The sequence below is a fragment of the Acidovorax sp. M14 genome (genome assembly GCF_049331375.1).
Classification (GTDB): domain Bacteria; phylum Pseudomonadota; class Gammaproteobacteria; order Burkholderiales; family Burkholderiaceae_C; genus Acidovorax.
Map to the genome: position 1 here is coordinate 3,771,402 of NZ_CP186263.1, position 25,078 is coordinate 3,796,479.

Here is a 25,078-nt window from a genome sequence, read left to right on the forward strand (position 1 = left end):
ACGCACGGATGCTGCAGCGCACTATTCGGGTATTGCCTGAAGATTTAGCGCACTGCGCATGCCGTTTGGGTCCTAGAATTTGTAAAAGCGCGTATCTTCGTATCTTCATTACCGCGCGAAGGATCCAACATGAAAGCCATCCAGCAGGACATCGACGAGCGGACCAACCTCACCAGCACCAACAAGTTCGAGCTGTTGCTGTTCCGCCTGGGCATCGACAGCGCCTTGGGCAAGTCCGAGCTGTTCGGCATCAACGTCTTCAAGATCCGCGAGATCGTGGCCATGCCCAGCATCACGCCGATCGCTGGCACCACGGCCCATTCGCTGGGGGTGGTCAACCTGCGCGGACAGGTGATTCCGGTGCTGGACCTGCCCTCCATCGTCGGCTGCAAGCCCCAGACGGGCCTGAACATCATGCTGGTGACCGAATACGCGCGCACCACCCAGGCATTTGCAGTCGAGTCGGTGGAAGACATCGTGCGCCTGGACTGGAAACAGGTGCTGTCGGCAGAGACCAGCGGCGCAGCCGGCAAGCTGGTGACCAGCATCGCCCGCCTGGATGGCAACACCGACGAGTCCCGCCTGGCCCAGGTGCTGGACGTGGAGGCGATCCTGCAAATGATCTCGCCTTCTGACGGTCATGAGGTCACCGAGGAAAAGGTGGGCGCCAAGCTCAAGCTCAAACCCGGCTGCATCATCCTGGCAGCTGACGACTCGTTTGTCGCTCGCTCGCTCATCGAGCAGGAACTCAAGGTGCTCAACGCACCCTACGAAATGGTCAAGTCCGGCAAGGAGGCCTGGGACCGGCTCAACGCCATCGCCAAGAGTGCCGAGGCTGAAGGCAAAACCGTGCTGGACCGCGTGGCCATGGTGCTGACCGACCTGGAAATGCCCGAGATGGACGGCTTCACGCTGACGCGCAACATCAAGCAGGACGCCCGTTTTCACGGCCTGCCGGTGGTCATCCACTCCTCGCTGTCGGGCTCGGCCAACGAAGACCATGTGCGCAGCGTCGGGGCTGATGGCTACGTGGCCAAGTTCGTGGCGGAAGACCTGGCGGAAACCATCCGCCGCGTGCTCCCCAAGTAAACCGGCGGCCCCTCCCCCAATCACAACGGCCCTGCGGGGCCGTTGGTGTTTTGACGGATGCCACACCGCATCCAAACAGCGTGTAGCGCCGATTGAATATGCCTCGGCAGCTATCGTTTTTGTAGATATCAACCGGCAGGTGGCGCCTGCCTTCACGGGTTGTTACAGCCTTTCTCTGCACCTGTGCTTACGGCGGGTCAACCAAACGCCCGCCCCACGCGCTAAAGTGATTGGCACCTCTGTGCCAGGCTCCTGAAATTTGTAACGTTCCACCGGAGCGCTTTTCATGGGCTTTACGGACGGGGCGGAACGCGCCCTCCCGGCCGGAGTCTGAATACCATGACCTACACCATCACACGCATCCTTTCGGCCACGGTTCTGGGGGCCCTGGTGACAGGGTGCGCCACCGTACCCGGCGACCCGTACTACGACGCTCCACGCTACCCCGTGTACGAACAACCCGGCTACATCTACAGCGCGCCGCAGCCGGTGTACCAGGCCCCGCCCGTGTACCGCGCGCCCGGCGTGATCTATTCGGCCCCACCGCCCGCTGTGTACTACGGCGGACGTGACCGGGACGACAACCGCTGGGACAACGACCGCAACCGCGGTGACTGGCGCGAAAGGGAACGTGAGCGTGACCGCGCCGAACGCGACCGGGCCGCCCGCGAACGTGAGCGGCGCGACCAGCAAGCCCGCGAAGCCGACCGCCGCGCCCGTGAGCAAGATCAGGCCCGCCGAGAGCAGGCCGAACGAGACCGCCGCGCCGCCGAAGACCGCCGTAATCGCGAGAACCGTCCCGGCCGTCTGGCGCCTGACAGCTACACCCCGAGCCCGTACGACTGGCGCTCGCGCCAGCAGTCCAACAGCCAGGAAAAGCCTTGACGGCCTCTCGCTGACCCCGCTGTCCCAGTCACTTTTTTCATCACCATGAAGCCACGCAAACACATCCTCATCACCGGTCTGTGCGTGGTCTTCCTGGGTGCCTGGGCTCCCTTGGGTGCCCAGGCGCAGGTGGTGCGCTGCACCGACGCTGCCACGGGCAAGGTCACCTACACCGACGGCAAATGCGCCAGCGGCACCACCGTGCGTGAGGTGGAGGCCCGCAAAACTCCGCAGGAGATCCAGCAGGAGCGCGAAGAAGCCGCCGAGGCGCTGGCGCGCAAACAGCAGCGCTTGCAGGCCGAGGCGACCGCCGCCGAGACCGAATCACGGCGCAATACACAACGCGACCAGACCGCTCCTGCCAAAACCACAGACTACGCACGCTCCCCGGAGTGCGCCCGTTCACGGCGCAACCTGGATGTGGTGTTGAGCAGTGTCACCGGCGGCGGCTACGAACAAAACCTGCGGGTGGAGGCGGCGCAGCGGCAGGTCGACCTGGACTGCTTGGGCCCCCAGGGCTATGCAGAGGTGGAAAAATCCCGGCCCCGGTCCAACACCACGGCACCCGTGGTGGTCGTTCCCCCTCCGTACTACCCGGTGCGGCCTGCGCCCGTGCAGCCACCGCCGCCCACACCAGCCCCCAAAAAATTCACGCAGTGCAACGTGTTCCGCTGCTACGACGCTCAGGGCAACAGCTACCCCCGCTGATTGGGCACCCGTTGCAGGTTGATTGAGCAACCTTCAAGGCTCTTGCGCGGCTTCTCAGGCCCGCAGCCCTTCGGCCACGCTGGGGTAGCGCAACCGCAGCCCCAACTCGCGCAGCATGCGCTGGTTGTCCAGCCGGCGCGATTCGCTCATGAAGCTCAACAGCATCAGCGACAGCTGCTCCTGCGCCGTGCTGCGTGGCACGCGCGGGGGGCGCGGCAGACCATACAGGTCCGCTGCCAGGTCAAAGTAGTCGCCCATCTTCATGTGGGTGGAGTCACTCACGTTGTAGGCGCGCTGCGGCCGTCCCTTCCACACCGCCGCCATGCAAGCGCGGGCCAGATCATCGGCGTGGATGTGGTTGGTGAACACATCGTCCTCGGCCACCAGCACGGGCGTGCCCCGGCGCAGACGCGCCTCCGGGGTGCCCCCCTCCCGGTCAGGCGCATAGATGCCCGGAATGCGCAGCAGCGTGGCCCGCACGCCGGCACGACCCAGGTGGCGCACGGCGCGCTCGGCATTCACTCGGCGCTGCGCGCGCGGTGTGCCAGGGGCCACGGTCCGCGTCTCCGGCACCAGGGCGCCCTGGCAGTCGCCATATACGCCGCTGGTGGACGCATACGCCAGTGACACGGGCAGGCTGCGCAGCCGCAGCGCCCGGGTCAGCGCCACGGTGCGCGGGTCGCGCCACCAGGCATCACCCCCTGCGCCCTCGCCCGGCGGTGGCGCCAGATGCAGCACGCGCGTGGCCAGGCCAGACAGCCTGCGCAACGTCCCCGCATCATCTAAGTTGCCCACCAGCGGGCGGGCGCCCTGCGCACGCAGCCCCGCCACCCGCCCTGCGCTGGAGGTCAGCGCCAGCACCTGCATGCGGCCAGCCCCAGGGCCCGTCTGCAAATTGCGCAGCACCCGTTGACCTACATCACCACAGCCCACGATCAGCAGGCGTTCGCGGCGAAAGCGGGCTGGCAGGGCGCCGAGGGGGTTTTGGTTTGAAGGCAAAATCGGGACCGTCCGTTGACTACAAGAGCCCCCGAGGATACCCACTCCATGACCAGTGCTGAGTCCGTTTTCCAGATCACCGTGCAGCCCAGCGGCCGCGCTTTCAGTGCCAATGCGGGCGAAGCCATCCTGGCCGCCGCCATCCGCAGCGGCGTGGGCCTGCCCTATGGCTGCAAGGACGGCGCCTGCGGCTCGTGCAAGTGCAAAAAAATCAGCGGTACCGTGCTGCACGGCGCTCACCAGTCCAAGGCCCTCTCGGCCGACGAAGAAGCCGCAGGCCTGGTGCTGACCTGCTGCGCGCAGCCGCTGTCCGACGTGGTGCTCGAATCACGCCAGGTCACCGACGAAAGTGCCTACCCCATCAAGAAGATGCCGGTGCGCGTGGCCTCGCTCGAGAAGAAGTCGCACGACGTGATGCAGGTGCGCCTGCAGCTGCCAGCGGCAGACACCTTCCGCTACCACGCGGGCCAGTACATTGAATTCATCCTGCGCGACGGTGCGCGCAGGGCCTACTCGATGGCCAACGCGCCGCACACCCAGGCCGAAGCGCCGGGCGTGGAACTGCACATCCGCCACATGCCGGGCGGCAAGTTCACCGACCATGTATTCGGCGCGATGAAAGAGAAGGAAATCCTGCGTGTCGAGGGCCCGTTCGGCAGCTTCTTCCTGCGCGAAGACTCAGACAAGCCCATCGTGTTGCTGGCGTCCGGCACCGGCTTTGCCCCCATCAAGGCACTGATCGAGCACCTGCAGTTCAAGGGCATCAGCCGCCCCACCGTGTTGTACTGGGGCGGCCGTCGCCCGGGCGACCTTTATCTGGACGACTGGGTGCAGGCCCGCGTGGCAGAGCTACCGTGGCTGCGCTACGTTCCGGTCATTTCCAATGCGCTGCCCGAGGACGGCTGGACGGGTCGCACCGGCTTTGTGCACCAGGCGGTGCTGGATGATTTTGCAGACCTCTCGGGCCACCAGGTCTATGCCTGCGGTGCCCCCATCGTGGTCGAATCCGCCCGCGATGCCTATAGCGCCCAGCGCGGCCTGCCGCCCGAGGAATTCTTTGCCGACGCCTTCACCTCAGAAGCCGACAAGCACGGCGGCTGACCTGGCCACCCCACGGCACCAGCCACCCCACTGACCGTGCGCCCAGCGCCCGCCCAGCCCACCACGCAGGGCGCGCCGCAGCGCTGGCCCCAGGCCCGGCGCGCCGGCTTCATTGCCACGCTGCTGTGCCTGGCAGCGCTGCTGGTGTGGGGCGCAGGCGAATGGGCCGAGCAAAGCGAACGCGATGCCCAGTGGGACAACCTGCGCCGCTTGGGCGAGGTACAAGCCCTGGCGCTGCGTGGCGTGGCCACGCGGTACAACTACCTGCCCTTCACGGCCGCGCAGCACCCGCTGGTGCGGCAGCTACTGCAGCGGCCCGCATCACAGGCCGTGCGGGACGCCGCCAACGCCTACCTGCAGGCGGTGAACCAGCACGCGGGCTCTGACATGTTGTACGTGATGGACCCGCAGGGCCTCACGCTCGCGTCCAGCAACTGGGACACCCCCAACAGCTTTGTGCACCAGAACTACGGCAACCGCCCGTACTTTCGCGATGCCCTGGCAGGCCAGACGGGCCGCTTTTATGGCGTGGGCAAAACCACGGGCGAGCCCGGCCTGTTTGTCTCCGCCCCTGTGGTCGAGGCGGGCCGGGTGATCGGCGTGGTGGCGGTCAAGGTGCGCATGGAGCCCATCTCCGACCCCTGGGCCCAGCTGCGTGACCCGGTGTTCGTGACGGACGAGCAGGGCATTGTGTTTCTGGGCTCCGTGCCCGGCTGGCTCTACCGCACCAGCCGCCCCTTGCCCGCACCGCTGGTACAGCAGTTGCAGCACAACGAACAGTACGGCACGGGCTGGGCCCCGCGCGCCGTGCCTTGGACCCTGCGCCCCCAGGACGACTCGCCCGGCGCCGAACTGCGCCTGGACGGCCCGGGCGGCAAGCGGTATCTGGCCTTTGAGGAAAAGCTGCCCGATCTGGGCTGGACCCTCACCGTCACCGCCGACAGCCGCGTGGTGGCGTTGGCACGGCAGCAAGCCTGGGCGCTGGCCACACTGGCCTCGGGGCTGCTGGTGCTGGGCGCGCTCTACTGGCAACTGCGCGAGCGGCGGCTGGCAGAGACCCGACTGGCCCGTATCGAACTGGAGCAGCGCGTGCAGGAACGCACCCACGCACTACAGCAGGCCCAGGCGTTTCGCCAGTCGATGGAAGACTCGCTGCTGGTGGGCATGCGCGCGCGCGACCTCGAAGGCCGCATCGTCTACGTCAACGCCGCCATGTGCGACATGGTGGGCTACCGGGCTGACGAACTCATCGGCCAGCTGCCGCCCTACCCCTACTGGCACCCCGACGACCTCGACCGGCACTGGAACGACAGCGACACCGTGCTGGCGGGCAACGCGTTTCCCCAGGGGCGTGAGAACCGCCTGCGGCACCGCGACGGGTCGGACGTGTACACCATGTTCTACACCACGCGCCTCATCGACGGCAGCGGCCAGCACATCGGCTGGATGAGTTCGGTGGTCAACATCACCGCGCAAAAGCGGGCCGAGGAACAACAGCAGCAACGCGAGACCCAGCTGCAGCGGGTACAACGCGTGATCACAGTGGGCGAGATGGCCTCCACCCTGGCGCACGAGCTGAACCAGCCGCTCGCGGCCCTGGTCAACTACGCGGCGGCTGCCCGCGCGCTGGCCGCGCAGGGCAAAACCGGGCCCCTGAATGACAGCCTCGAAGCCCTGTCGGCCCAGGCGCTGCGGGCTGCCGACATCGTGGGCCGCATCCGCCGCTGGGTGCGCCAACACCCTGAGAGCCGCGAGCCCTGCGACCTAGCAGCCATCGTGGAACAGTCGCTGGAGCTGCTGCTGCGCGCCGAGGCCCGCCGCCAGGGGATTGCGGTGCGCGTCGAGCAGGCCGGAGCCCCTTTGCAGGTGCACGCCGACCGTGTGCTGCTGGAGCAGGTGGTGATCAACCTGGGCCTGAACGCCTTGCAGGCCATGCAGACGCACCAGCCCCCGCCCGAGGGGCACGAACTGCGGCTGCGTTTGGCCGCAGACCACGGCCACGCGCTGGTGCAGGTGCTCGACCGGGGCCCGGGCCTGCCGCCCGGCATTGCCGAGCGCCTGTTCGAGCCTTTTTTCACCACCCGTTCCGACGGGCTGGGCCTGGGCCTCAACATCTGCCGGTCCATCATCGAAAGCATGGGCGGCCAGCTGCAAGCACGCAACCGCGAGGGCGGTGGCGCCGTTTTCGAAATCCGCCTGCCGCTCGCCAACGTCCATGAGAACCCCTGAGAATGCCGTCGCACCATGACCTACGACACCCTACCCACCGCCGCCGAATCCCCCGGTGACACCGTGGTCTACATCGTGGACGACGACGAAGGCGTGCGCCAATCGCTGGCGGCCCTGCTGTTGGCGCGCGGGTACACGGTGCACACTTTTGGCGGCGGCGAGTCCTTCCTGGCAGAGGCCGCGCTGGACCACCCCGGCTGCGTGCTGCTGGACCTGCGCATGGAGGGCCTGAGCGGGCTGCAGGTATTCCACGAACTCGGCCAGCGCCACAGCGCGCTCAAGACCGTGTTCCTGTCGGCCCATGGCGAGCTGTCCTCCGCCGTCGCAGCCGTCAAGCAAGGGGCGGTGGACTGGCTCGAAAAGCCCTGCAACGAAGCCACCTTGCTGGCCGCTGTGGAGAAAGCCTCCGCGCTGTCGCAGGCGCAGGCACGGCAGACGCAACGGCAGCAGCAACTGCGCGAGCGCTGGAACGCCCTGAGCCCACGCCAGCAAGAGGTGGCCCAACTGCTGGGCACCGGCCTCAGCAGCAAGGAAGTGGCCCGCGCACTGGCGCAGCGTGACCCGGAGCGCCCCATCGACCCACGCACCGTGGACACGCACCGATCCGCCATCTTCCTGAAGCTGGACATCCGCTCATCGCACGAACTGGGCATGCTGGTGGAAGACCTGGGCGTGGCGCTTGGAGCACCCCGTCCGGCATGAAAATCCCCGCGTTCCCCTCTCCACCCGACCATCACCTCCTCAGGGGTTCATAAGCTTTCTTACGAATTTTTTGCACAATGGCACCCATGAACCGCAGAAACATCCTCCTCGCCAGCGCCGTTGCCGCCGCAACGGTGTTTTCTCCCTCCATCGCTTCGGCGCAGGACACGGGCCAGCCCATCCGCCTCATCGTGCCCTACGCCCCCGGCGGCCCCATCGACGTCACAGCGCGTGCGCTGGCCGAGCGCGTGCGCGATTCGCTGGGCACGGTGATCATCGACAACAAGGGCGGCGCAGGCGGCAACATCGGCGCCGACGCCATTGCCAAGGCCGCACCTGACGGGCTGACCATCGGCATCGCCGCCACCGCCACCCATGCGGTTAACCCCTGGCTGTATGCGCGCATGCCGTATGACGCGGGCAAGGACTTTGCCGGCATCACGCAGATGGTGCGTGTGCCCAACGTGCTGGTCATGAACGCCGCCAAGGCCGAGCAGCTCAAGATCCACACCGTGGCCGACCTGATCGCCTACGCCAAGGCCAACCCCGCCAAGCTGAACTACGGCAGCGGCGGCAACGGCAGCGCGGGCCACCTGGCAGGCGAAATGTTCAAGCAACGCGCGGGCATCTTCGCGCTGCACATCCCCTACCGGGGCGCTAACCCGGCCCAGCTGGCGCTGCTGGCGGGCGAAGTGGACTTCAACATCGACAACCTGGCCGCCGCCGCGCCCAATATCCGCGCGGGCAAGCTCAAGGCGCTGGCCGTGACCTCGCTCGACGCCTCGGCCTCGCTGCCGGGCGTGCCGCCCCTGTCCGCGACTTTCAAGGGTTTCTCCATCGACACCTGGTGGGGCCTGGTGGCGCCTGCGGCCACTCCCAAGCCCATCATCGACAAGCTGAACAAGGCCTTCGTGGCAGCGCTGAATGCGCCCGAGACCAAGACCCGTTTTGCCGCCCTGCTGGCCGAACCCGTGGCCACCACGCCGCAGCAGTTCGACAGCTTCATGGCGGCCGAGCGTGCCAAGTACCAGCAGGTGGTGAAGGCGTCGGGCGCGAAGGTGGATTGACCCCCTGAGCCGCTGCGCGTCTTCCAACAAGGAAGACGCCACCCTTGGCCCGGCGGAGCCGGCTCCACGGTGGCGCTGGTGTGGGGCATCACCCGCATCACCCGGTATGGGTAAACCCGGCGCAGGGCAAGCAGGTTTTTAAGATTTTTTGGCCTCTTGCGCCCGTCCATCAAGCGCAAGCAGCTCCTGATTCAGGAGCAAGCACCACCCACCACACCCTCGGCCCAGCGCCCGTCGGCCAGCGGGTAGATGCTCTGCGTGGTCACCGCCTGCAGGGCTTCCGCTGCCACGCGCTCCGGCACCAGATCGGCCAAAGGACGCAGTACAAACGCGCGTTCGGCCATGCGGGGGTGGGGCACGGTGAGGGTGGGGGTGTCGATCACCTGGTCGCCAAACCACAGGATGTCCAGGTCCAGCGTGCGGGGTGCATTGCGGTAGGGGCGCTCGCGCCCGGCGGACTGTTCGATGGCCTGCAGCGCCTGCAGCAGGGCCTCGGGGGTGAGCGTGGTGGCCAATTCGGCCACGGCATTGAGGTAGTCAGGCCCACCGGCATCCACAGGTGCGCTGCCATAGAGTGGCGACACCCGCAGCACGCGGGTGCCGGGGTATTGGCCCAGGGCAGCCAGGGCCTTGCGCAGGGCGGCTTCGCGCTCGCCCAGGTTGGCGCCCAGGCCTACGTAGACCAGGGTGGGCTGTGCGCCCACGTCCCGCTCACTCACTGAATCACTCACTGGCCTGCAGCGGCAGGCGCAGCGCCTTCACCACCACCCGCACCACCACCGGGTTTGCGGCGACGGCGGCGGCGCTTTTTGGGGGCGCTGCCTTCGGTGGCACACTCCGTGCCCTCTTCCGACACCTCCGCATCCCCCGCAGCACGCGGGGCTGCCACGGGCGCGTTGCGTGGCACGCGCTTGACCACCGGCTGCTGAGCTTTCTGGCGGGCGCGCTGTTCTTCCTTCGCCTGGTCCATCAGGTCGTCGCGGCGCTCATCGTCGGCCGTCTGGAAGTCCTGCCACCACTCGGCCAGTGCTTCCTCGACCTCGCCCACATCGGCACGCAGGCGCATGAAGTCGAACCCGGCACGGAAACGCGGCTGCATGACCATGCCGAAGGGCGTGTTGCCCACGCGCTTTTCAAAGCGCGGCTGCATGACCCAGATCTCGCGCATGTCGGCGGCCAGCTTGCCCCGGCCGGACACGTCGCCGATGCGCTTGTCGAACACTTCGTCGATGGCCTCTTGCAACGCGGGCAGCGGGTGCTGGCGCTGGTTCAGGCGCTCCTGCCAACCGTTGCGCACGTCTTCCCACAGCACGCAGGCCAGCAAGAAGCTGGGGGCCACGGGCTTGCCTTCGTTCACGCGGCGGTCGGTGTCGACCAAAGCGGCTTTGACAAACGGGGTGTCAGCGCGCTCCACGGCCACGTCCAGCAGCGGGTAGATGCCCTTGGCCATGCCCAGCTTCTTGAGCTGCTCGATGGTGGCGATGGCGTGGCCGGTTTGCAGCAGCTTGAGCATTTCGTCAAACATGCGGCTTTGGGGCACCTCGGCCAACAGGGCCTGCGACTGCACCAGGGGGGCGGCCGACTTGGCGTCGATGGTGAAGCCCAGCGGGCTGAGCTTGGCGGCAAAACGCACGGCGCGGATGATGCGCACCGGGTCTTCGCGGTAGCGCGTGGCGGGGTCGCCAATCATGCGCAGCGTCTTCTTCTTCGCGTCCTGGATGCCCTTGTGGTAGTCCACCACGATCTGGCTCACCGGGTCGTAGTACATGGCGTTGACGGTGAAGTCACGGCGCGTGGCGTCTTCGTCCTGCGGGCCCCAGACGTTGTCGCGCAGCACGCGGCCGCTGGCGTCCACGGCGTGCTGCATGCCCGCAAGCTGCGCCTTGGAGGTCTTTTCGTTGCCGCTGACCTGGCCTGCGGCGCTGTTGTCTAGGTAGGCGCGGAAGGTGGAGACCTCGATCACCTCGTGCTCGCGGCCCCGGCCGTGCACCACGTGCACGATGCGAAAGCGCTTGCCGATGATGAAGGCGCGGCGGAACAGGCCCTTGACCTGCTCGGGTGTGGCGTTGGTGGCCACATCAAAGTCCTTGGGGCGCAGGCCCAGCAGCAGGTCGCGCACGGCACCGCCCACGATGTAGGCCTCGAAGCCCGCGTCCTTGAGCGTCTGCACCACCTCGGCCGCGCGGCGGTCCACCAGTTCGGGGTTGATGCCATGCACGCTGGCAGGCACCTCTTCGCGCTTGCCGAAATGGGGCTTGCCGCCCGCGGTGCCGGGCGTCGATTTGCCCAGCAGTTTGTCGATGAACTTCTTGATCATGGGTAGGGAGGGTTCAGGAGGCTGCGCGCGCAGGGGTCAGGAGGCCGTCTGGCTGGCGGGCTCGGCGGAGGGTGCCGAGAACAGGTCCAGTATGCGCCAGCCGCGCTGCTGGGCCAGGGCGCGCAGGCGCGGGTCGGGGTTGGTGGCGACCGGGTGGTTCACCTTCTCCAGCAGGGGCACGTCGTTCATGGAGTCGCTGTAGAACGTGCTCTCCACGTCGGCCCAGCTGAGCTGCCGCTCGGCCAGCCATTGTTCCATGCGGCGCACCTTGCCTTCGCGCATGGTCGGGATGCCGTCGATCTCGCCGGTGTACCAGCCGCTGGCATCACGCACCAGTTGCACGGCCAGGAGCTGCGGCACGCCCAGGGCCTGGGCGATGGGGGTGGTCACGAACTCGTTGGTGGCGGTGACGATCAGCACCTCGTCACCCGCCGCTTGGTGCTGGCGGATCAGGTCGAGCGCCTGGGGCTTGATGGCGGGGGTGATGACCTCGCGCATGAACTGCTGGTGCGCCGCTGCTGCGGCCTCGGGCCCGCGCAGGCGCACGGCCTCGGTGGCAAAGCGCACGTAGTCGTGCACGTCGAGCGTGCCGGCCTGGTAGTAGGCATAGAACTCGTCGTTGCGGCGCGCGAACTCCACCGGGTCGTTCCAGCCGATGCGGATGGTGAACTCGCCCCACTCGTAGTCGGAGTCGAGCGGCAGCAGCGTGTGGTCCAGGTCAAACAGTGCAAGCCGCAGGCGGCGAGATTCAGTAGTCATTCAGGGTCACAAAGGGCAAAAAGAGGTGCGCGGCTTCATTCAGATTCGAGCATCGTCTTGAGCAGCGGAATCGTGATGGCGCGCTGGGTGCGCAGGGCAAACGCGTCGAGCTGGTCCAGCAACTGCATCAGGCTGCCCAGGTCGCGCGAAAAGCGGTTGAGCATGTAGTCCATGACTTCGTCGCCCAGGAACACGCCGCGCGCGTCGGCCTCCTGGCGCAGCACGGCGCGGCGCTCGGCCTCGCCCAGCAGTTGCAGCTGGAACACATGGCCCCAGCCCAGACGGCTGCGCAGGTCGTCGCGCAGCGGCAGGTCGGCGGGGGGCAGGTCGCCCGCCGCCAGCACCCAGCGCTGGCTGCCGCTGGCGGGGCTGATGGCGTTGACAAACCAGTTGAAGGCGGTGGCCTGCTGGGCGGTGTCGTACAGATGCACATCGTCCATGACAACGGCGGCCCAGCGCTCGTCAAAGTCTGGCGGCTCGCCCACCGTAGGGTCCAGCCAGCCCACGCTGGAGCCCTGCTCGCGCAGGGCCTGGCGCACGGCCTGCAGCAAATGGGTCTTGCCGCTGCCCGGTTCGCCCCACAGGTAGGTGGGCACCGGCGACCGCGTGGTTTCGCTGCTGCCTGCCCCGGCGGCCAGGCGCAGGTGCTGCAGCGCGGCCTCGTTGGGCCCGGCAAAAAACCGCTCCAGGGTCGGCCCGGTGGCCAGGCCAATGTCCAGCGCCAGTTGCTTCATCGTCATGCGCGGCACCCGCACAGCGCAGGCTGAACCGTGGCAGAAGGTGCGGAAACGGCGGTCAGGAAGAAGGTCAGCAGCGGCATCACAAGTGGGTGGGAAGGCACCGGGCCGTCGATGACTCCGGCCAGGCGCGGCGACAAAGTGGCGTACGGCGCGTGGTCACCGACCGGCTCCCTGGCAGGGGCTGGGCGACAATGGCCGCGATTTTAGTCTGCTGCCAGCCCCCTGAGCCGCCGCTCGGCCCCACCCTCGCCTGCCTTGCACCATGACAGCTCCCGCCTCCCCCGCCAAGCGCCTGCCCGCGAGCATCTGGGCACTGGGCTTCGTCAGCCTGCTGATGGACGTGTCGTCCGAGATGATCCACAGCCTGCTGCCCGTATTCCTGGTCACCTCGCTGGGGGTCAGCATGCTGGCTGTGGGCCTCATCGAGGGCGCGGCCGAGGCCACGGCGCTGGTGCTCAAGGTGTTCTCGGGCGTACTGAGCGACTGGTGGGGGCGGCGCAAGCCGCTGGCGGTGCTGGGCTACGGGCTCGGGGCGCTGTCCAAGCCGCTGTTTGCCATCGCGCCCACCGTGGGCTGGGTGGTCACCGCGCGCCTCATCGACCGCGTGGGCAAGGGCGTCCGCGGCGCGCCGCGCGATGCACTGGTGGCCGACCTGGCGCCGCCCGGCATGCGGGGCGCGGCGTTCGGGCTGCGGCAGTCGCTGGACACCGCGGGCGCCTTTTTGGGCCCGCTGCTGGCCATGGGGCTGATGCTGCTGTGGGCCAATGACTTCCGCGCCGTGTTCTGGGTGGCGGTGATTCCGGCGGCCCTGTGTGTGGCCCTGCTGCTGGTGGGCGTGCAAGAGCCCGAGCGCGCCGCCAGCACCGTGCGCACCAACCCCATCCGCCGCGAGAACCTGCGCCGCCTGGGTGGCGCCTACTGGTGGGTGGTGGCGCTGGGCGCCGTGTTCACGCTGGCCCGCTTCAGCGAGGCGTTTCTGGTGCTGCGCGTACAGCAGGGCGGCCTGCCGCTGGCCTGGACGCCCCTGGTGCTGGTGCTGATGAACGTGGTGTTTGCGCTGGGTGCCTATCCGCTGGGCAAACTGGCAGACAGCACCCGCCACACCACGCTGCTGGCCTGGGGGCTGGTGGTGCTGATCGCGGCCGATGCGCTGCTGGCCTTCAGCGATCGGGGCGGCGCCGTCTGGCTGGGCATTGCGCTGTGGGGCCTGCACATGGCCATGACGCAAGGGCTGCTGGCCACCATGGTGGCCGACACCGCACCGGCCGACCTGCGGGGCACGGCGTTTGGCATGTTCAACCTGGTCAGCGGCGTGGCGCTGCTGGTGGCCAGCGGCCTGGCAGGCCTGCTGTGGGACCGGCTGGGCGCCAGCGCCACGTTTGGCGCCGGAATCCTGTTTGCCACGCTGGCGCTGGCGGGTGTGCTGGTGCAATCTACCCGGCATAGCCGCGCCCCAAAGCCCCCTGCCACACAGGGCTGAGTGAGAGCGCCGAGGCGTGCCCCTTAAAATCCCCGGATTCCAGCCCGCCCGGCGGGCCTACCAGCACCACACCATCCATGAGCTCTTCTGCCCCCTCCACCCCCATCTCCTACAAAGACGCCGGCGTTGACATAGACGCGGGCGACGCCCTGGTCGAGCGCATCAAGCCGCTGGCCAAGAAGACCATGCGCGAAGGCGTGCTGGCGGGCATCGGCGGCTTTGGCGCACTGTTTGAAGTGCCCAAGCGGTACAAGGAGCCCGTGCTGGTTTCCGGCACCGATGGCGTGGGCACCAAGCTCAAGCTGGCGTTTGAATGGAACATGCACGACACCGTGGGCATCGACCTGGTGGCCATGAGCGTGAACGATGTGCTGGTGCAGGGCGCCGAGCCCCTGTTCTTCCTGGACTACTTTGCCTGCGGCAAGCTCGACGTGGACACGGCCGCCGCCGTGGTCGGCGGCATTGCCAAGGGCTGCGAACTCTCCGGTTGCGCGCTGATCGGCGGCGAAACCGCTGAAATGCCCGGCATGTACCCGGCGGGCGAATACGACCTGGCCGGCTTTGCCGTAGGCGCGGTCGAAAAGTCCAAGATCCTGACCGGCAAGGACGTGAAGCCTGGAGACGTGGTGCTGGGCCTGGCCTCGGCTGGCGTGCACTCCAATGGTTTTTCGCTGGTGCGCAAGTGCATTGACCGTGCCGAAGCCGCTGGCACCGTGCCCGCCACGCTGGACGGCAAGCCGTTCAAGCAGGCCATCATGGAACCCACCCGCCTGTATGTGAAGAACGTGCTGGCCGCGCTGGCCACCCACCCCATCAAGGCCCTGGCCCACATCACCGGCGGTGGTTTGCTGGAGAACATCCCCCGCGTGCTGCCCGACGGCACCGCCGCGCACCTGAAGAAGGGCAGCTGGCCCCAGACCGAGCTGTTCGCCTGGCTGCAGAAGACGGCGGGCATCGACGACATCGAGATGAACCGCACCTTCAACAACGGTATCGGCATGGTGGTGGTGGTGGATGCGGCCCACGCCGAAGCCACGGCCGCCACGCTGCGAGCGGCCGGTGAACCGGTCTACGCGATTGGCACGATTGCAGCGCGTGGCGAAGGCGCTGCCGTGGTGGTGGCCTGATACCCAGCCTGGAACACTGCCCCCTCACCGCGCATGGCGCAGCGCCCCGCTCCACCCCCCTCAGCGCAACCTGAGCCCACGCCCACCACCCTGCCGCCGCGCGCCCTGAACCAGGGCATCGTGGTGGCCAGCTATCTGCTGGTGGCCGCTGCGCTGCTGCTGGTGATGTGGCGTGGCCTGCTGCCCGGGCTGCTGTGCGTGTGCCTGGGCTTTTTGCTCACCCGCGCGCTCACGGGCTGGTTTGCTGCGGGACTGGGCCGCATTCAGCGCCAGGCCACACCGTCCGCCACCCACCTGCGCGTGGCCCAGGTCACGGCCGCTGGTCTGGTGATGCTGCTGCCCCTGGCGCTGCTGGCGCTGGGCCTGACCCATTCGCGTGGCTACCTGGTCAGCGCACCGCAGCAGTACCAGGAACTGCTCACCTACATGGCCCGCACGGTCCTGGAGCTGCGCCTGAAGCTGCCCGCCGACATGGCCTCCCACCTGCCCGAGGGCGTGGCCGACATCCAGCGCATCATTGCCAGCTATCTGGGCGCCAAGGCCGGTGCGCTGGCCATGGCGGGGCGGGCCTGGCTCGCCGGGGTGCTGTTTGCCTATGTGGGCCTGCTCATCGGCGCGCTCGCCGCCGTGCGCCCGCCAGTGCTGGCGCGCGGCCCGCTGGCCCAGCAGCTCAAGCTGCGCATCACGCTGTTTGGCGAGGCGTTCCGCCAGATCGTGGCGGCGCAGTTCTGGATCGCGGCGTTCAACACCCTGCTCACCGCCCTGTTCCTGCTGTTCGTGCTGCCGGTGTGGGGGCTGCAGCTGCCTTACACGCCGGTGCTGATCACCTTCACCTTCGTGGCCGGGCTGGTGCCCATCGTGGGCAACCTGGTGTGCAACGTGGTGATCACCATCGTGGGGCTGTCGGTGTCGCCGCTGGCGGCCGCCGCCTGCCTGGGGTTTTTGATCCTGATCCACAAGGCCGAATATGTGATCAACGCCAAGGTGGTGGGCCGCCGCACGCAGATGGGCGTGTGGGAGCTTCTGAGCGTGATGTTCGTGGCCGAGGCCGTGTTTGGCCCTGCGGGGCTGGTGGCGGCGCCGCTGTTCTACGCCTACCTCAAGAAGGAACTGGTGGCCGCTCGGCTGGTGTGACCGCAGCCGGGCAGTGGCCTGCGGGCACCCTGGAGCCACCCGCACGGATAGTCACTTTTTGATAGCAGCAAGCACAATCAGCACTAGCGCTTGCGGCCATTTTCTTGATTATTTTGCGAATTGACGGGCCACAAAGGCCCAGATGAGCGCCGACGCATCGGGCCCGGCCGGGTCGCTGTAGGGCAACTGCGCGGCGCCGCCGCTCCAGGCATGGGCCAGCCCGACCACCTCACGCAGCGCCACCACGGTACGGCCCCGGGCCTTGAATTCGGTCACCCGCATGGGGTATCGCTGGCCCCTCTGCAAGGTGCGGATGGCACCCGCCCGCGCCCCCAACGCACCGGCCCACAACAAGGCGGTCGCCGCCGCGTTGCGCACCGACACCACACCATCGGCGTCGCCATGCACGATCAGCAGCGGTGGCAAGGCCGCAGGGGCGCTGGCGGGCAGCACGGTAGCGTCCGTCGGTGCGATCGCAGCGGCAACCGCAGGAGGGTCCGGCAGATGGGCCTCGCGGCGGCCATGCATGGCCGCCAGGGCCGTGGCGGCGGATTCGGCCGTGCCGGGCGCCACACCGGAATGCATGGCCACCGCGCAGAACCGGTGGGGGTAAAGCGCCGCCATCAGCACCGCCATGCTGGCGCCTGCCGACAACCCGGCCACCGCCACCCGCGCCAGGTCCACCGGCAGGCGGCGCGCCACCTTGTCCACGGCGGCCAGCAGCGTGGCGGCCTCGGCCCGGCCATTGCGGCGTTCAAACCAGTTCCAGCAGCCGTGGGCGTTGGCCATGCGCTCCTGCTCTGGGTAGAGCACCACAAACCGATGGCGCGCCGCCAGCGGGTTCATGCGCGACACGGCGGCAATGTCCCGCCCCGTCTGGCCGCAGCCGTGCAGCATGACCAGCAGCGGCAGCTTTTCGCCCGGGCGCAGGGCCAGCCCGGCAGGCACATAGGCATGAAACCGCCGCGCCCCCGCCGGGCCGGGGGCCACGCCAGACATCCACTCGCCCCGCAACGGCACCGGCTTGCCAGCGGGGCGCGGTGTGCGGGCCGTGGAGGGCATCTTGGCAACCGCCGCCTTGCGCGGCGCTGTCCGCAGTTTCGATGCTGCCTTGGCCCGCACCGGCCGGGTGCTGGCCCGCGCAGCCCGCGCGAAGGCCTTGAGATTGCGCTGGTAGGCCCGCGTCAGGGACGACAGCGAGAACAGGCGGGAGCGGCGGGGCATAGGCGGGCAGGGGGTCTGGCGGTCGATGTTCAAAAATCAGGGAAAACCCTAGCCACCTTAACAGCTTCCCGCATAGCTCGGATAGCGCTATGTCTTTGATAGCTTTAAAGGCAATATGTACCGGCGCATAACGCTGATATGGCTCCAAAACCCGCTTCACAGGGCCAGCGCGGCACCTGAAATGGGCTGGGGCGCCAGCCAGGCCCGTCATTCGCCACAGAATGATGGCTGAAATTGATCGAATCCTGTCTCCGTCAGTGCGGACCGTCGGCCGCCGCGCAGCGAACATAAGCACATCCAAACCACTGCCTCTGTGAGCACACCATGAAAACCTGTCTGATAGTGATTGATGTCCAGGAATCCTTCCGCCACCGCCCCTTCTTCACCGAACGCGACCTGCCCGCCTACCTGCAGGCGCAGAACGCGCTGATCGCCGGTTGCGTCGCCCAGGGCATCCCGGTGCTGCGCGTGTTCCACAGCGACGGCCCCGAAGTGGCCGAGAACCCGTTCTCGCAGGCCTCCGGCCAGGTGCGTGCGCTCGATGGCCTGGCGCCTTTCGAGGCGGCGGCCACCTTCACCAAGTCGCGCCACAGCGCGCTGGTGGGCACGGGGCTGGATGTGTGGCTCACGCGCCATGGCATTCAGCGCCTCATCATCAGCGGCATCCGCACCGAACAGTGCTGCGAAACCACCACGCGTCACGCATCCGACCTGGGCTGGGACGTGGACTACGTGACCGACGCCACCCTGACCTGGGACATGGTGCAGCCCGACGGCCAGGTGCTGGCAGCCGCCGACATCAAGACCCGTACCGCCACAGTGCTGCAGGGCCGCTTTGCCACGCTGTGCACCGTGCAGCAGGCGCTGGACCGGGCGGCCGCATGAGCACGCAGCCACTACAGGTCGCCATCCTGGTGTTCGACGAAGTGGAGGCCTTGGACCTGGGCGGGCCCTACGAGGTCTTCACCACCGCCAGCCGCATGCACCAGCGGCAACACCCGGAGGCCGTCGCACCGTTCGTGGTGCAGTGTGTGGCCCGCAGCCTGGACCCGGTGCGCGCCCGCGCGGGCCTGCGCGTGTTGCCCGATGCGGACTTTGCCAGCGCCGCCTCACCCGATGTGCTGATCGTGCCCGGCGGCGTGGTCGATGCCGCTGCCGCCTGCCCCGCCACCCGCGCCTGGGTGGCCCAGGCGGCTGGGGCCGCGCAGATCACGGCCTCGGTGTGCACGGGGGCCTTCATCCTGGCCGCAGCCGGGGTGCTGACCGAAGGCCCGGCGACCACGCACTGGGAGGACATTGCCGACCTGCGCACGCAGTACCCCGCGCTCGACGTGTTGGAGAATCTGCGCTGGGTGGACCGGGGCGCGCTGGTCACGTCCGCTGGCATCAGCGCGGGCATCGACATGAGCCTGCACCTGGTCACCCGACTGCTGGGCGCGGCGCTGGCCGAGCGCACGGCCCGCCAGATGGACACGCCCTGGAACCCTCAGCCATGACACGCTTTTAGCCACTCAACGCCATCAATGCCGAACCCGGTCCCCTCCCCCATCCACGTCTATTTCGCCCTGCTGCCGGGCAGCCTGGTGCTGGACTGGGCGGGCCCCGCCGAGGCGCTGCGCATCGCCAACCAGACCCTGGCCAAGCAAGGCCAGCCCGAGCGGTTTGTGCAGCACTTTGTGAGCCCCACGCCCGAGTCTGTCTCGTCGGTCGGCGCCGTGCTCACCCGGCTGGAGCCACTGCCCGCCACCCTGCCCAGCCCCGCCTGGGTGGTGCTGGTGGGCCTGGCCGGGCAACACATCGCGGTGGACGGCGACGAGGCGCGTGCACTGCTGCACTGGCTGCGCGGGCTGCGCCCCGTGGCGGGGCAGCTGGAGCTGATCACCGTGTGTGCGGGCTCGGTGCTGGCCGCCCACGCCGGCCTGCTGACGGGGCGCCGCGCCACCACGCACCATCAGCACCTTCATGAACTGGCCGCCGTGGACCCGCGCTGCGACGTGGTGGCCAACCGCGTGTTTGTAGCCGATGGCGCGGTGTACAGCAGCGCGGGCGTGACCACGGGCATCGACCTGCTCTTGCACCGCATCTCCGACACCTGCGGCCCCGCGCTGGCAGCCCAGGTGGCACAGGCCATGGTGGTGGCGCTGCGCCGGGGGCCCAACGACCCCGAGTTCTCGCCCTTTCTGCACCACCGCAACCACCTGCACCCGGCCCTGCACCGCGTGCAGGACGCCGTGGGCCAGCAGCCCCAGGCCGACTGGAGCGTGCCGCAGATGGCTGAGGTGGCGCACACGTCGCCACGCCATCTGACACGGCTGTTTCTGGAACATGCGGGCATTGCCCCGCTGCAGTACCTGCGCCGCATCCGCCTGGCCACGGCCGAGGCCGCGCTGCGCTCGGGCCAGAACGTGACACAGGCCGCGCTGATGGCGGGCTTCAGCTCCGACACGCAGCTGCGCCGGGCCTGGCACCAGTTCGGGCGTGGCGGCACCCCGTCGCAAGGCAGTGCGCGCAGCCATTGAGGGAGGTGGCCCAGGCCGTGCCATACCGTGCAAACCACCCGGCACCGGCTGATAATCAGGCTCTTTGCTGCACCACCCGCCTGGGTTGCCTCCATGCAAGAACCACCCCGCCCTGCCAACGAGCCCGACCGCCTGCAGGCGCTGCGCCAGCTGCTGATTCTGGACACGCCGCCCGAAGAGCGGTTTGACCGCCTGACGGCCTTTGCCGCGCAGGAGTTCGATGTGCCCACGGCGCTGCTTTCGCTCATCGACGACGACCGCCAGTGGTTCAAGTCCCGCGTGGGTATGGACCAGTGCGAGACCTCGCGGGGCATCTCGTTCTGCGGCCACGCCATCCTGCAGGACGACATCATGGTGGTGCCCGATGTGAACCAAGACGAGCGCTTCATCGACAACCCGCTGGTGACGGGCGAGCCCCACATCCAGTTCTATGCCGGCGCCCCGCTCAAGCTGCCGGGCGGGCAGAACGTGGGCACGCTGTGCCTGATCGACAACAAACCGCGCACCCTGGACGACATCGATCTGGCCATCCTGGGCTCGCTGCGCGATCTGGCGGTCGAAGAGCTGGTACGGCGCGAACAGGGAGCACCCGCCCCATGAGCGACCGCAGCCCCCAGGACATCCTGCTGGTCGAACCCAGTTCGCTGAGCGGCAGCATCATCGTGGCCACGGCCCGCCAGCTGAACCTGCCCGTGGTGCGGCAGGTGAACAGCGTGCGCATGGCCCAGCAGCGGCTGAGCCATCAGAGCTATGCGGGCGTGATCGTCTCGCTGGACGAGCAAGAGCAAGAGGCTGTCGCCCTGCTGGAGCAGGTGCGCAACGACGCCCTGGCCGTCAGCGCCGATGTGCCGGTGGCGGTGACCACCACACAGGTGGACGCATCCACCGCCGTGAAGATGAAGGCCTTGCAGGTGCGGCGGGTGCTGATCAAGCCCTTCAAGGTGCGGGACGTGATCGCCACCATTGGCCTGCTGAAGGACAGATAGCCGCGTCCCCACCGCGCAGCCCGCCGGGTGCCTCCATCTCAATAGATCTCTGGCACGTACATGCTGGCCGGCACGGGCTGGCGCAGGTATTCGGGGTTGCGCACGCGGTCGGGCAGCACCACGGGCGGGTGTGGCACCTCCTGGTACGGCAGCTGTGACAGCAGGTGCGCAATGCAGTTCAGGCGCGCCTTTTTCTTGTCCACCGCCTGCACCACCCACCAGGGTGCTTCGGGGATGTGGGTGCGCTCCAGCATGGTCTCCTTGGCCTTGGTGTAGGCCTCCCAGCGCACGCGGCTTTCCAGGTCCATGGGGCTGAGCTTCCACTGCTTGAGCGGGTCGTGGATGCGGCCCAGAAAGCGCAGGTGCTGCTCTTCGTCGGTGATGGAGAACCAGTATTTGACGAGGGTGATACCCGAACGCACCAGCATCTTTTCAAACTCGGGCACGGTGCGGAAGAACTCTTCGTATTCGTCGTCGGTGCAAAAGCCCATCACCCGCTCAACGCCCGCGCGGTTGTACCAGCTGCGGTCAAACAGCACCATCTCGCCCGCCGCAGGCAGGTGCGCCACATAGCGCTGGAAGTACCACTGCGTGCGCTCGCGGTCGTTGGGCGCGGGCAGCGCGGCCACGCGGGCCACACGGGGGTTCAGGCGCTGCGTGATGCGCTTGATGACGCCGCCCTTGCCTGCGGCATCGCGCCCCTCGAACAGGATCACCACCTTCTGGCGGCTGTGCTGCACCCAGTCCTGCAGCTTGACCAGCTCGCCCTGCAGGCGAAACAGGTCCTTGAAATATTGCTGGCGCGCCAGCTTGTCGCCGGGGCTGGGGGCGCCGATGTCATCGACCTCGCGGTCTTCGATCTCCAGCTCAATCTCTTCGTCGTAGCTGTCAATGAGGTCGTTGGCGATGCGTTGCATCAGCTCCTGTGTGTCGAGGGCGTTGTTGTGGAACATGGGCAACCATCCGACAGTAGTGCAAAACAGATGCGCGATGGTGGACCGCTGCGGTGACAGCGCCGTGACACTGGCGTGATCCGTCACAACGCTGTCACAACCACAGGCCAGCATGCGAGGCCGTGCCGCCCGCAGACCATTCCCCGCCTTTGTCCAGCCCCTTCCCCGCCAGTGCCAGCCAGAACTACGGCGCAGACGCCGCCGGGCTGATCTGCGGCTATCTGCTGGGCACCGATACCCCACCCCAGGAGGTGGATTCGGCCCAGGCTGCGCAGTGGCTGGCGAGCCTGCAGGCCGGTGCTGCGCCAGCAGACCAGTTTCTGTGGCTGCACTTCAACCTGAGCCACGCGCAGGCAGTGCGCTGGATGGAGCGGCACGCCCATTTGCCGGAAGCTTTTTTTGATGCGCTCAAGGACCGCTCGGTGTCCACGCGCATCGAACGCGACGATGACACGCTGATCGCGGTGCTCAACGACGCCCACTTTGATTTTGCGTTCGAGCCCTCGGACATCGCCACGCTGTGGACCAGCGTGGCGCCCCACCTGATGGTGACCGGGCGCACACGTCCGCTGCGGTCGGTGGATGCCCTGCGCACCACGGTGCGCAGCGGCAATGCTCCGTGCTCCAGCGTGGCGCTTTTGGCCGAACTGATGCGCACGCAGGCGTCAGGCCTCGTGGACATCGTGCGGGGTGTGACCCAGCGCATCGACGATGTGGAAGACGCGCTGCTGGCTGGCCGCCTGGACCACAAGCGCGCACGGCTGGGTGTGCTGCGGCGCCTGCTGGTGCGGCTGCAGCGGCTGCTGGCCCCCGAGCCTGCTGCGCTGTTCCGCTTGCTGCAGCACCCACCAGCCTGGATGGGCGCCGACGATGCGCAGGAGCTGCGCGATTCGACCGAAGAGTTCTCTGTGGTGCTGCGCGACATGCAGGGCCTGCAGGAGCGCATCAAGCTGCTACAGGAGGAAATTGCCGCCAGCGTGCAGGAGGCCAACAGCCGCAGCCTGTTTGTGCTGACGGTGGTGACTGTGCTGGCCCTGCCCATCAACATCCTGGCCGGCCTGTTTGGCATGAATGTGGGCGGTGTGCCGCTGGCCGACAACGGCCACGGGTTCTGGATCATCGTGGCCGTGGTGGCGGCCTTCACGGCGGTGGCGGGCTGGCTGGCCCTGCGGGGCACGCGCGATCAGTAGGTGGGGCTCTGTTCGGCAGGTTCGATGCACGACAGGCCCGGTGGCTAGCCCCACTACAATGCCGCCCCTTGCCCAGCTCCCCCGACCGCCTGCCACCATGAACATCGTCGTCAACGAAGAACTCAAAGCCTACATCGAACCCCTGACCCCCGACGAACACGACGCGCTGGAACGCAGCATCCTCACCGAAGGCTGCCGCGACGCACTGGTGCTGTGGGGCGATGTGCTGGTAGACGGGCACAACCGCTACGGCATCTGCCAAAAGCATGGCCTGCCGTTCCAGACCGTGCAGAACCCGCGCTTTCAGTCGATGGAAGACGTGCACCTGTGGATGATCGACCAGCACCTGGGCCGCCGCAGCGTGTCCGACTTCCAGCGCGGTGTGCTGGCCCTGCGCAAGCGCGAGATCATGGCCGAGCGCAAGGCGCGCGCAGCCAGCGCCACGGAGACCGCCGAAGCCACCCCCACGGCGGATGTGCCCGAGGCCGCAGCCGCTCTGCCCGCTCCCGACCCGCTGAACAGCCGCGAGGCCATTGCCAAGGCCGCGCGGCTGAGCAGCAGCCAGGTGGTGATGATCGAAAAGATCCAGAAACAGGCGGCGCCCGAGTTGGTGGCCGCCGTCAAGTCCGGCACCATTTCCATCAACGCCGCAGCCGCCGTGGCCACCCTGCCCGCCGAGGAACAGGTGGCGGCCGCAGCGGCCGGCAAGGACGAACTCAAGCAGGCGGCCAAACGCGTGCGCGAGCTCAACAAGCGCAAGCCACGCGAGGAGGCGCCGTCAGACGATAGAGCCCATGCAGAGCCGGCCGCCGGTGCCGAAGGGAACACCGACGAGTTACACGCCCTGCGCCTGCGTGTGGCAGAGCTGACGGCGGAGAACACCGAGCTGCGCCGCCAGGTAGCGCAGTTGCAGGCAGCGCTGCCTGCAGACAGCACGCCGTTCTAAAACTGTCTGGGGAGTCGGCCGCCGGGGTTCACCCGTTGGCGTTGCGCAGCGCGCTCAGCCGGTCGGCGATGAGGTCCAGGTCAAGCCCGTCTTCACTGTGGGCCAGATAGGCCTCCAGGTCGGCCACAGCCTCGGCCGTGTTGCCGCGCTCGGCGTGCGCCAGCCCCCGGTCGCGCCGCTCGCCCCACGCCTCGGGCAACAACACGATCAGCCGGTCCAGCACGGCAATCAGGCGCTGCCAGTCCTGCTGAGTGCGGTGCACTTCCTTGAGGTTGCGCAGCATGCGCGCAATGATGTCGCGCGGCGTGGCCGCCTGCAGATACAGGCCCAGGGGTACGTCGTAGTCGTCCACCAAGCCGTTGCGGCGCTTGTAGGGCTCCAGTCGCTCGGCCAGTTCCTCGCGGCTCAGGGATTGGCCCGAGATCGGGTCCAACACCACCTGGCCCTTGGGCAGCAGCACCTTGACCATGAAGTGCCCCGGGAACGCAATGCCCCGCGCATGCAGGCCCAACCCCTGGGCCAGCTCCATCCACAGCACGGCCAGGCTGATGGGAATGCCCCGGCGCGTGCGCAGCACGGCGTTCAGGTAGCTGTTCTCGGGGTCGTAGTAGTTGTTGATGTTGCCGCCGAAGCCCAGGTCGGCAAAAAAGAACTGGTTGAGCGTGCGCAGCCGCTGCAGCGCAGGGGCATCGGCAGGCAGGCGGCGCTTGATGCGGGCCTGCAGCTGGTCCACATCGCCCAGCAGTTGCTGCACGTCGAATTCGGGGTATTCATCCTGCGCAAGGCTGGCGGCCGCTTCGAGCAAGGGAAAGTGGTCGTCGCTTTGCACCAGCGATGCAAAGTACTCCAGCGAGGTGGGCACGGAAAGGCTCAGGGACATGGCAGCTTTGTACGGGGCGGCTGCCATGGCGTCAAGCCACAGA

General features: G+C 67.8%; 25 protein-coding genes. 17 read left to right on the top strand and 8 right to left on the bottom strand.

The features are described 5' to 3' along the window. Nucleotides 1–129 precede the first annotated feature (129 nt). The 3 genes from ACOYR4_RS17590 (at nucleotide 130) to ACOYR4_RS17600 (ending at nucleotide 2,682) form a co-directional block, all read left to right on the top strand. A complete protein-coding gene (locus ACOYR4_RS17590) occupies nucleotides 130–1,089 on the top strand; it encodes a chemotaxis protein (RefSeq protein WP_015015359.1) in 960 nt (319 codons plus the stop codon). A gap of 339 nt (nucleotides 1,090–1,428) precedes the next feature. Then, on the top strand, nucleotides 1,429–1,974 hold the full coding sequence (locus ACOYR4_RS17595) for a hypothetical protein (protein ID WP_015015360.1): 546 nt from the start codon (nucleotides 1,429–1,431) through the stop codon (nucleotides 1,972–1,974). A 45-nt stretch (nucleotides 1,975–2,019) separates the two neighbouring features. Continuing rightward, nucleotides 2,020–2,682, top strand: a complete 663-nt coding sequence (locus tag ACOYR4_RS17600) for a DUF4124 domain-containing protein (protein WP_422847478.1) — start codon at nucleotides 2,020–2,022, stop codon at nucleotides 2,680–2,682. A 54-nt stretch (nucleotides 2,683–2,736) separates the two neighbouring features. On the opposite strand, the gene ACOYR4_RS17605 is transcribed toward ACOYR4_RS17600, so the two are convergent. Next, nucleotides 2,737–3,681, bottom strand: a complete 945-nt coding sequence (locus tag ACOYR4_RS17605; protein WP_015015362.1) for an NAD-dependent epimerase/dehydratase family protein — start codon at nucleotides 3,679–3,681, stop codon at nucleotides 2,737–2,739. A 48-nt stretch (nucleotides 3,682–3,729) separates the two neighbouring features. Between ACOYR4_RS17605 and ACOYR4_RS17610 the strand changes: the two genes are divergently transcribed. The 4 genes from ACOYR4_RS17610 (at nucleotide 3,730) to ACOYR4_RS17625 (ending at nucleotide 8,780) form a co-directional block, all read left to right on the top strand. Then, nucleotides 3,730–4,782 (top strand): CDP-6-deoxy-delta-3,4-glucoseen reductase, encoded by a 1,053-nt coding sequence (locus ACOYR4_RS17610; protein WP_422847479.1) that lies wholly within the window; start codon nucleotides 3,730–3,732, stop codon nucleotides 4,780–4,782. A gap of 36 nt (nucleotides 4,783–4,818) precedes the next feature. Next, a complete protein-coding gene (locus ACOYR4_RS17615; protein WP_422847480.1) occupies nucleotides 4,819–7,011 on the top strand; it encodes an ATP-binding protein in 2,193 nt (730 codons plus the stop codon). 15 nt (nucleotides 7,012–7,026) lie between these two features. Further along, complete coding sequence (locus ACOYR4_RS17620) at nucleotides 7,027–7,713, top strand: response regulator transcription factor (RefSeq protein WP_422847481.1); 687 nt, start codon at nucleotides 7,027–7,029, stop codon at nucleotides 7,711–7,713. Nucleotides 7,714–7,799: 86 nt separating this feature from the next. Further along, complete coding sequence (locus ACOYR4_RS17625) at nucleotides 7,800–8,780, top strand: Bug family tripartite tricarboxylate transporter substrate binding protein (RefSeq protein ID WP_422847482.1); 981 nt, start codon at nucleotides 7,800–7,802, stop codon at nucleotides 8,778–8,780. A gap of 191 nt (nucleotides 8,781–8,971) precedes the next feature. Here ACOYR4_RS17625 and folK read toward each other — a convergent pair whose 3' ends face one another. Genes folK through hda form a run of 4 tightly spaced genes read right to left on the bottom strand, consistent with a single transcriptional unit; the run spans nucleotide 8,972 to nucleotide 12,590 of the window. Continuing rightward, on the bottom strand, nucleotides 8,972–9,499 hold the full coding sequence (gene folK, locus ACOYR4_RS17630; RefSeq protein WP_422847483.1) for a 2-amino-4-hydroxy-6-hydroxymethyldihydropteridine diphosphokinase: 528 nt from the start codon (nucleotides 9,497–9,499) through the stop codon (nucleotides 8,972–8,974). An 8-nt stretch (nucleotides 9,500–9,507) separates the two neighbouring features. Then, nucleotides 9,508–11,097 carry a polynucleotide adenylyltransferase PcnB gene (gene pcnB, locus ACOYR4_RS17635; RefSeq protein WP_422847484.1) on the bottom strand — a complete coding sequence of 530 codons (1,590 nt, stop codon included), beginning with the start codon at nucleotides 11,095–11,097 and terminating at the stop codon, nucleotides 9,508–9,510. Nucleotides 11,098–11,133: 36 nt separating this feature from the next. After that, entirely contained in the window at nucleotides 11,134–11,856 is a 723-nt protein-coding gene (locus ACOYR4_RS17640) for an HAD family hydrolase (RefSeq protein ID WP_422847485.1), read from the bottom strand. A gap of 35 nt (nucleotides 11,857–11,891) precedes the next feature. After that, entirely contained in the window at nucleotides 11,892–12,590 is a 699-nt protein-coding gene (gene hda, locus ACOYR4_RS17645; RefSeq protein ID WP_015015370.1) for a DnaA regulatory inactivator Hda, read from the bottom strand. A gap of 268 nt (nucleotides 12,591–12,858) precedes the next feature. Between hda and ACOYR4_RS17650 the strand changes: the two genes are divergently transcribed. The 3 genes from ACOYR4_RS17650 (at nucleotide 12,859) to ACOYR4_RS17660 (ending at nucleotide 16,337) form a co-directional block, all read left to right on the top strand. Continuing rightward, nucleotides 12,859–14,076 (top strand): MFS transporter, encoded by a 1,218-nt coding sequence (locus ACOYR4_RS17650; protein ID WP_422847486.1) that lies wholly within the window; start codon nucleotides 12,859–12,861, stop codon nucleotides 14,074–14,076. Between the two features lie 77 nt (nucleotides 14,077–14,153). Next, nucleotides 14,154–15,203 carry a phosphoribosylformylglycinamidine cyclo-ligase gene (gene purM / locus ACOYR4_RS17655; protein ID WP_422847487.1) on the top strand — a complete coding sequence of 350 codons (1,050 nt, stop codon included), beginning with the start codon at nucleotides 14,154–14,156 and terminating at the stop codon, nucleotides 15,201–15,203. A 33-nt stretch (nucleotides 15,204–15,236) separates the two neighbouring features. Next, nucleotides 15,237–16,337 carry an AI-2E family transporter gene (locus ACOYR4_RS17660; protein WP_422847488.1) on the top strand — a complete coding sequence of 367 codons (1,101 nt, stop codon included), beginning with the start codon at nucleotides 15,237–15,239 and terminating at the stop codon, nucleotides 16,335–16,337. A gap of 108 nt (nucleotides 16,338–16,445) precedes the next feature. Here ACOYR4_RS17660 and ACOYR4_RS17665 read toward each other — a convergent pair whose 3' ends face one another. After that, entirely contained in the window at nucleotides 16,446–17,561 is a 1,116-nt protein-coding gene (locus tag ACOYR4_RS17665) for an alpha/beta hydrolase family esterase (protein WP_422847489.1), read from the bottom strand. Nucleotides 17,562–17,885: 324 nt separating this feature from the next. Here ACOYR4_RS17665 and ACOYR4_RS17670 point away from each other — a divergent pair, with 324 nt between their 5' ends. From ACOYR4_RS17670 to ACOYR4_RS17690, 5 genes are all read left to right on the top strand, one after another. Beyond that, nucleotides 17,886–18,446 (top strand): isochorismatase family protein, encoded by a 561-nt coding sequence (locus ACOYR4_RS17670; protein ID WP_422847490.1) that lies wholly within the window; start codon nucleotides 17,886–17,888, stop codon nucleotides 18,444–18,446. Next, nucleotides 18,443–19,057: a DJ-1/PfpI family protein gene (locus ACOYR4_RS17675; RefSeq protein ID WP_422847491.1), complete on the top strand. Its 615-nt coding sequence runs from the start codon at nucleotides 18,443–18,445 to the stop codon at nucleotides 19,055–19,057. The genes ACOYR4_RS17670 and ACOYR4_RS17675 overlap by 4 nt, the downstream gene beginning before the upstream one ends. Before the next feature lie 27 nt (nucleotides 19,058–19,084). After that, nucleotides 19,085–20,080 (top strand): GlxA family transcriptional regulator, encoded by a 996-nt coding sequence (locus ACOYR4_RS17680; protein WP_422847492.1) that lies wholly within the window; start codon nucleotides 19,085–19,087, stop codon nucleotides 20,078–20,080. Nucleotides 20,081–20,173: 93 nt separating this feature from the next. After that, complete coding sequence (locus tag ACOYR4_RS17685; RefSeq protein WP_110960039.1) at nucleotides 20,174–20,680, top strand: GAF domain-containing protein; 507 nt, start codon at nucleotides 20,174–20,176, stop codon at nucleotides 20,678–20,680. Further along, complete coding sequence (locus ACOYR4_RS17690; protein WP_422847493.1) at nucleotides 20,677–21,066, top strand: histidine kinase; 390 nt, start codon at nucleotides 20,677–20,679, stop codon at nucleotides 21,064–21,066. The genes ACOYR4_RS17685 and ACOYR4_RS17690 overlap by 4 nt, the downstream gene beginning before the upstream one ends. Nucleotides 21,067–21,104: 38 nt before the next feature. Here the strand turns inward: ACOYR4_RS17690 and ppk2 are convergent, their stop codons facing one another. Continuing rightward, complete coding sequence (ppk2, locus tag ACOYR4_RS17695; protein WP_060985813.1) at nucleotides 21,105–22,019, bottom strand: polyphosphate kinase 2; 915 nt, start codon at nucleotides 22,017–22,019, stop codon at nucleotides 21,105–21,107. 149 nt (nucleotides 22,020–22,168) lie between these two features. Here ppk2 and ACOYR4_RS17700 point away from each other — a divergent pair, with 149 nt between their 5' ends. Together ACOYR4_RS17700 and ACOYR4_RS17705 are read left to right on the top strand one after the other, a co-directional pair. Then, nucleotides 22,169–23,209 (top strand): transporter, encoded by a 1,041-nt coding sequence (locus ACOYR4_RS17700; RefSeq protein WP_422847494.1) that lies wholly within the window; start codon nucleotides 22,169–22,171, stop codon nucleotides 23,207–23,209. Nucleotides 23,210–23,306: 97 nt separating this feature from the next. Then, nucleotides 23,307–24,155, top strand: a complete 849-nt coding sequence (locus ACOYR4_RS17705) for a plasmid replication/partition related protein (RefSeq protein ID WP_422847495.1) — start codon at nucleotides 23,307–23,309, stop codon at nucleotides 24,153–24,155. 28 nt (nucleotides 24,156–24,183) lie between these two features. Here the strand turns inward: ACOYR4_RS17705 and ACOYR4_RS17710 are convergent, their stop codons facing one another. After that, a complete protein-coding gene (locus ACOYR4_RS17710) occupies nucleotides 24,184–25,035 on the bottom strand; it encodes a SirB1 family protein (protein ID WP_015015383.1) in 852 nt (283 codons plus the stop codon). Between the last annotated feature and the right edge of the window lie 43 nt (nucleotides 25,036–25,078).

Excerpts from the sequence above, each read along its gene's own strand:
- ACOYR4_RS17590 (WP_015015359.1), top strand. The coding sequence starts at position 130 with ATGAAAGCCATCCAGCAGGACATCGACGAGCGGACCAACCTCACCAGC.
- ACOYR4_RS17595 (WP_015015360.1), top strand. The coding sequence starts at position 1,429 with ATGACCTACACCATCACACGCATCCTTTCGGCCACGGTTCTGGGGGCC.
- ACOYR4_RS17600 (WP_422847478.1), top strand. The coding sequence starts at position 2,020 with ATGAAGCCACGCAAACACATCCTCATCACCGGTCTGTGCGTGGTCTTC.
- ACOYR4_RS17610 (WP_422847479.1), top strand. The coding sequence starts at position 3,730 with ATGACCAGTGCTGAGTCCGTTTTCCAGATCACCGTGCAGCCCAGCGGC.
- ACOYR4_RS17620 (WP_422847481.1), top strand. The coding sequence starts at position 7,027 with ATGACCTACGACACCCTACCCACCGCCGCCGAATCCCCCGGTGACACC.
- ACOYR4_RS17625 (WP_422847482.1), top strand. The coding sequence starts at position 7,800 with ATGAACCGCAGAAACATCCTCCTCGCCAGCGCCGTTGCCGCCGCAACG.
- pcnB (WP_422847484.1), bottom strand. The coding sequence starts at position 11,097 with ATGATCAAGAAGTTCATCGACAAACTGCTGGGCAAATCGACGCCCGGC.
- ACOYR4_RS17640 (WP_422847485.1), bottom strand. The coding sequence starts at position 11,856 with ATGACTACTGAATCTCGCCGCCTGCGGCTTGCACTGTTTGACCTGGAC.
- hda (WP_015015370.1), bottom strand. The coding sequence starts at position 12,590 with ATGAAGCAACTGGCGCTGGACATTGGCCTGGCCACCGGGCCGACCCTG.
- ACOYR4_RS17650 (WP_422847486.1), top strand. The coding sequence starts at position 12,859 with ATGACAGCTCCCGCCTCCCCCGCCAAGCGCCTGCCCGCGAGCATCTGG.
- purM (WP_422847487.1), top strand. The coding sequence starts at position 14,154 with ATGAGCTCTTCTGCCCCCTCCACCCCCATCTCCTACAAAGACGCCGGC.
- ACOYR4_RS17660 (WP_422847488.1), top strand. The coding sequence starts at position 15,237 with ATGGCGCAGCGCCCCGCTCCACCCCCCTCAGCGCAACCTGAGCCCACG.
- ACOYR4_RS17665 (WP_422847489.1), bottom strand. The coding sequence starts at position 17,561 with ATGCCCCGCCGCTCCCGCCTGTTCTCGCTGTCGTCCCTGACGCGGGCC.
- ACOYR4_RS17670 (WP_422847490.1), top strand. The coding sequence starts at position 17,886 with ATGAAAACCTGTCTGATAGTGATTGATGTCCAGGAATCCTTCCGCCAC.
- ACOYR4_RS17675 (WP_422847491.1), top strand. The coding sequence starts at position 18,443 with ATGAGCACGCAGCCACTACAGGTCGCCATCCTGGTGTTCGACGAAGTG.
- ACOYR4_RS17680 (WP_422847492.1), top strand. The coding sequence starts at position 19,085 with ATGCCGAACCCGGTCCCCTCCCCCATCCACGTCTATTTCGCCCTGCTG.
- ACOYR4_RS17685 (WP_110960039.1), top strand. The coding sequence starts at position 20,174 with ATGCAAGAACCACCCCGCCCTGCCAACGAGCCCGACCGCCTGCAGGCG.
- ACOYR4_RS17690 (WP_422847493.1), top strand. The coding sequence starts at position 20,677 with ATGAGCGACCGCAGCCCCCAGGACATCCTGCTGGTCGAACCCAGTTCG.
- ppk2 (WP_060985813.1), bottom strand. The coding sequence starts at position 22,019 with ATGTTCCACAACAACGCCCTCGACACACAGGAGCTGATGCAACGCATC.
- ACOYR4_RS17705 (WP_422847495.1), top strand. The coding sequence starts at position 23,307 with ATGAACATCGTCGTCAACGAAGAACTCAAAGCCTACATCGAACCCCTG.
- ACOYR4_RS17710 (WP_015015383.1), bottom strand. The coding sequence starts at position 25,035 with ATGTCCCTGAGCCTTTCCGTGCCCACCTCGCTGGAGTACTTTGCATCG.